This window comes from Candidatus Electronema sp. TJ (genome assembly GCF_048287355.1).
In the GTDB taxonomy this organism is placed as follows: Bacteria; Desulfobacterota; Desulfobulbia; order Desulfobulbales; family Desulfobulbaceae; genus Electronema.
The window spans coordinates 1-4,531 of record NZ_JBLWEP010000166.1 but is presented as its reverse complement, the minus strand read 5'-3'; the positions used below and the strand labels follow the sequence as shown (position 1 = coordinate 4,531).

Below are 4,531 nucleotides of genomic sequence, written 5' to 3'. Positions count from 1 at the left end.
GTCAGAATTAGCTTGTCGCCTTCCCATTTAGGCGGCGTGACGGCCCGCTCCAAGGTGGAGACTATCCATGGTTTTTTGATGGTGTTGATAAAATTTGGCCAGTCCTTGCGTAGATCCCGCTCTCCTGCCGCAGCTTTTGGCGCGGGCTGATACTGCTCCGCCGGATGCGGCGGCTCTTCCGGCATGGGCGGCGCAGGCGGCAATTCCGCTGTTGTCCGCGTTGGCTCAGGTTCTGGCGGCTTGCTTTCAGCAGCTATAGTTTTTTTTTTCTCGTAGAGTGGTGCAGGCTCCGCCGCCTGCGGCAGCGGCGTTCCGGCCAAAATGCTGTCCAAGCGGCCCAGCAGCTCAGTCACCGGCACCACATCTTCCGCCTGCACTGCGCGGATGAAGGCCATCTCCACCGCAAAGCGAGGTCGCGATGACCAAGCCGCCTTCTCCAAGCTGTCCATCAGCAGATTGAAGAGCAGGAAGAGCGATTGCGCTGAATGGCTGGCAGCGGTTTCTTGCAGCGCAGCCAGTTCGTCCGCAGGCAAGTCAAGGAGCTGGGCAGGATCTTTGCTCACCGCGCAGACCACCAAACTGCGGAACCACGCCAGCAGCTCATTGATGAACCGCTTGAGGTCCATGCCGGAGCGGGTCACGGTCTCCAGCCGCTCCAAGGCTGCGGCGAGATCGTGGGCCAGCAGTGCTTTTGCCGTTCCGGCGATGACTTCGCTACCGACCGTGCCCAGCACCTCTGCGGCATCAGCCGCCGTGACCTGCTCGCCGCAATAGGAGAAGAGTTGGTCAAGCAGACTGAGGCCGTCGCGCACTGAGCCACCAGCGGCCCGCACCACCATGTTCAGAGCGGCTGGCTCCATCGTGATGCCTTCGCTTTCCGCCAAGCGGGCGAAATGCGCGGCCAACTCCTTGCTGCCCACCCGCTTCAGCTCGTACCGCTGGCAGCGGGAGAGTATCGTCACCGGCACCTTGTGCAGCTCGGTGGTGGCGAACATGAAATACACGTGGCTGGGCGGCTCCTCCAAGGTCTTCAGCAAAGCATTGAAAGCCTCGGTGGTCAGCATGTGCACTTCGTCAATGATGATGATCTTGAAGCGCGACATGACCGGCATGAAGCGGATATTTTCTTTCAGCTCGCGGATTTCCTGAATGCCTCGATTGGACGCGCCGTCAATCTCGTGCAGGTCAACCGAGCTGCCACCGGCGATCTCCTTGCAGGAGCGGCAGGCGCAGCACGGCTCCGGCGGCTGGCCGCTTTCGCAGTTGAGAGCCTTGGCCATGATACGGGCCAAGGTGGTCTTGCCGGTGCCGCGCACGCCGCTGAAGATCAGGGCGTGCGGCACCCTGCTGCGCAGCAGGGCGTTCTGGAGGGTGCGTACTATGTGCTGCTGGCCGACAACCTGGGCGAAATTCTGAGGCCGGGATTTACGGGCAAGGACGAGGTAGGACAAGGCTCTCTGTGGTTAAGGCATCAGCAGGCGCAGGATGGCCTGGCGGGTTTTGTTTGGGAAGAAAGCTCCTGATAAGAAAATTCCCATAATGCTGCGCTGGTTCTCGCATGTTCTATAGTCATGCTGACAACATTGCCATGCTGATCAAGATCGAGATAAATATTTTCGCTGACTTCCCGTGTCTCGCTGATTTCTTGGCTGCCAAATTCGATCAAGGCCGTGTCTGTGTCGGAAAAATATTTTACTCTCATTGCTATTCCTCTTTAAATGATCGGTCAAAGAAAGCGTTATGCACAGTTTCTCCATCTTCAAGCAACACCACGCGCAAGTATTTATTCACTTCTTCGATCAAAGCCCATTTTCTGATCCGGCCATCAGATTGAATTTCTATCCGTTCTGGATGCTCAACAACCTGCTTTATCCATTCATTTTTAATTATCGTACGATCAGGCCGTGTCCTTGTATGCTCAAAATATTGAGTTGTTTTCATCTTGTCATACTGCTGTGCTGAGAGAAGAGACGCTCTGCTCTAACCAAGACACTCCTTGTCAGGACGAGTCAGTCCGCATTCTTCCCACACGTACTCGAAAAATGGCCTCAAAATTGTTCGAGGAGGCGTATCGTAATTGTCAATAATCATTTCCTTGATGAGATGCTCTTCAACAACGTTTCCAAGAAAACGGCTACTAACTCCATAACATGTTGCCATCATGAATCCTTTAACATCTGTCGCACCGACAATTAGTTTTACTGGAAGAGATAACTGAAGTCTTTCATTGGCAAATTTTAGGTAATTTTCGAGTGTCTTAATGAATATCTCTTCAAAGGTGGCACACGGAAAGACTCCCATGGCTTCTGGATTTGAATGAAGAAGATAAGGAAAATTGCCATGCCTGAGCGCAAGCTCTCGATCTAGTGTCCAACAGTCAACACCCCATATTTCCCCTGTTTTAAATAGCTGAGAGAGATGCCTAGCTAAGCCCCCCCTCATGCTCGTCGATTGAAAATGCACCATATTTATTCCGTTCATAAAACCAGCTAATGCTGCCATGACTCATTGGTTTCAAACTATTAAACTTTATTAAATCCAACGCTGCCTTGCTTGTTTCAATTGAGGAGAGCGGTTTCTTTGGAATGAGGCGAAGGAACATTCTTGGAATATCAGGTATCGAAATGCGCTCGTTGTTGAAACTGAATGTCTCGCCCTTCTCCCAGAATGCTGATGGACTAAACGTTGCGAGTTGCCCGACGAAGGTATTTGCATCTGCATCCTCTGCTGGCATTTGCTTGAAGACAGCGGCTAGCGCACGTTCCAAGTCCTTGGCAAGTTCATCTCTAACTTTCTTCTTTTGCTCCGGCTCATCTGTTTCGGAAAGATGATAGGTGATGGGGTGGCGCATATGCCGTATGTCAAACGGCATGTCTTCCGGCTTAGGATTCCAAAACGCCTTATTGATAACAGGAACGATGCGATGATATCCAAGAGATTTCAAAGCCCATCCGTATTCAATCAGCACATTTGGATTGGGCAATAGACGACCAGAAGAAGATTTCCCGACAATAGTCAGATCAGGAATGAACACCGCAGCGTTGGATATTTTCTCCAGAATCGTCTCAACAATAGGAGGACTGCCCGGAACACCCTGCGTGTCTTTGTCAAATTCCACGCTGTCTTCATCGCGCATAGCCGAAAGAACATCTTCGTTGCGGTTCAGTTGCTGAATGGCTCTTTTGAGAGCAGATTCAATGAAATTGCGATTGACTGCTTTATCTGAATCGCTCTGCCACGAGTAGAAGATTGTTGCGGGCATATTGAAAACCTTTAATCAGTAACGTCAATTCAAGAAAGCGAAGCATTCCCCTAACTCACGCAGGGGCAAAAAAATTAACCCCTGCCACGTTGCCGAGCCGTCTCACTCCACCGGCTTATCCTTCTTCTTCGACCTGCCGCCTCCAGCTCGCCGACCGCTTTTTCCAGTTCAGCAATCTTGCCCATCCATCCCCGCCGCCGAAATCACATCCTCCTGATTTTTTCTATCCTCAGCCCGATATTGAAAATCAGCAGGCGGAAGTTTTCTTGCACGACGTAGATTCTCTCCTGCGGGTCTTTGATTTTTTCTCGCAAGGCCACGATTTTTTACTTCCAATGCCTGCGATTAAAAATCAACAGCCTGCAACTTTAACGCAAGCTCTTGCAGCAAAACATCAGCCGTGCGATTTCTTCCTGCAAGAGCAGGAGATACATGCCCTGTTCCCGCCTGCGCGGCAAAAACAAGACACTTTTCTTCCGCGCCACAGATTACTTCTCCTGCTGGAAATTGCAACAAAAATCATCAGTCAGCCCTGCGTCTCAGGATGAAAGAGGATGCCGTCCTCCGGCATTTCCTGCGATTTCAGCTCGACCGGGCAGGGCCGCACGTCCCAAACCTTGCGGCTGTAGTCGAGAACAGCGCGGTCAGAGGAGAACTTGCCCATGCGGGCGGTGTTGAGGATGGACATCCGCGTCCAGGCGTTGCGGTCGGCGAAGAGGTCGCTGACCCGCTGCTGGCAGTCGATGTAGTCCTGATAGTCGGCCAGGAGCATGTAGCGGTCCTCATGGAGCAAGGAGTCGACAATCGGGCGGAACAGCTCGCGGTCGCCGGAGCTGAAATGGCCGCCTTGAATCAGGTCAACAGCCGAGCGCAGACTCTCGTTGTGCTGATAATAGTCCCAAGGCCGGTAGCTCTGCCGCCGCAGCTCCATCGCCTCCTCCACGTTCAGGCCGAAGAGGAAGAAGTTCTCCGCCCCGACTTCCTGCCGGATTTCAACATTCGCGCCGTCCAAGGTGCCGATGGTCAGCGCACCGTTCATGGAGAACTTCATGTTGCCGGTGCCGGAAGCCTCCATGCCTGCCTGCGAGATCTGCTCGGAGAGATTGGCCATTGGATAGACGATATGGCCGATCTTGACGCTGTAGTTGGGGATGAAAGAGATCTTCAGCTGGTCGCGCACAGCCGGATCGTTGTTGATCACCTGGGCCACCGAGTTGATCAGCTTGATGATCCGCTTGGCCATGAAATAGCCTGGCGCGGCCTTGCCGC

7 protein-coding genes are annotated in these 4,531 nt (G+C 52.9%); 1 reads left to right on the top strand and 6 read right to left on the bottom strand.

The annotated features are described in order from the left end of the window. The 5 genes from dnaX to ACNKID_RS10500 all read right to left on the bottom strand — a co-directional run. A partial coding sequence (gene dnaX, locus ACNKID_RS10520; protein WP_417913389.1) for a DNA polymerase III subunit gamma/tau occupies nucleotides 1-1,451 on the bottom strand: 1,451 nt, incomplete at its 3' end. Between the two features lie 20 nt (nucleotides 1,452-1,471). Further along, nucleotides 1,472-1,702, bottom strand: a complete 231-nt coding sequence (locus ACNKID_RS10515) for a DUF2283 domain-containing protein (RefSeq protein ID WP_417913388.1) — start codon at nucleotides 1,700-1,702, stop codon at nucleotides 1,472-1,474. A 2-nt stretch (nucleotides 1,703-1,704) separates the two neighbouring features. Next, on the bottom strand, nucleotides 1,705-1,941 hold the full coding sequence (locus tag ACNKID_RS10510) for a hypothetical protein (RefSeq protein ID WP_417913387.1): 237 nt from the start codon (nucleotides 1,939-1,941) through the stop codon (nucleotides 1,705-1,707). Nucleotides 1,942-1,980: 39 nt separating this feature from the next. After that, entirely contained in the window at nucleotides 1,981-2,481 is a 501-nt protein-coding gene (locus tag ACNKID_RS10505; protein WP_417913386.1) for a hypothetical protein, read from the bottom strand. Beyond that, nucleotides 2,423-3,262: a hypothetical protein gene (locus tag ACNKID_RS10500; RefSeq protein ID WP_417913385.1), complete on the bottom strand. Its 840-nt coding sequence runs from the start codon at nucleotides 3,260-3,262 to the stop codon at nucleotides 2,423-2,425. Before ACNKID_RS10500 ends, ACNKID_RS10505 begins: the two co-directional genes overlap by 59 nt. An 89-nt stretch (nucleotides 3,263-3,351) precedes the next feature. On the opposite strand from ACNKID_RS10500, the gene ACNKID_RS10495 reads away from it, so the two are divergent. Continuing rightward, nucleotides 3,352-3,810: a hypothetical protein gene (locus tag ACNKID_RS10495; RefSeq protein ID WP_417913384.1), complete on the top strand. Its 459-nt coding sequence runs from the start codon at nucleotides 3,352-3,354 to the stop codon at nucleotides 3,808-3,810. On the opposite strand, the gene ACNKID_RS10490 is transcribed toward ACNKID_RS10495, so the two are convergent. Beyond that, on the bottom strand, nucleotides 3,789-4,531 hold a 743-nt coding region (locus tag ACNKID_RS10490), incomplete at its 5' end, for a glycogen/starch/alpha-glucan phosphorylase (RefSeq protein ID WP_417913383.1). The genes ACNKID_RS10495 and ACNKID_RS10490 overlap by 22 nt on opposite strands.

Coding starts and splice junctions, on each gene's coding strand:
- ACNKID_RS10515 (WP_417913388.1), bottom strand. CDS start 1,702: ATGAGAGTAAAATATTTTTCCGACACAGACACGGCCTTGATCGAATTT.
- ACNKID_RS10505 (WP_417913386.1), bottom strand. CDS start 2,481: ATGAACGGAATAAATATGGTGCATTTTCAATCGACGAGCATGAGGGGG.
- ACNKID_RS10500 (WP_417913385.1), bottom strand. CDS start 3,262: ATGCCCGCAACAATCTTCTACTCGTGGCAGAGCGATTCAGATAAAGCA.
- ACNKID_RS10510 (WP_417913387.1), bottom strand. CDS start 1,941: ATGAAAACAACTCAATATTTTGAGCATACAAGGACACGGCCTGATCGT.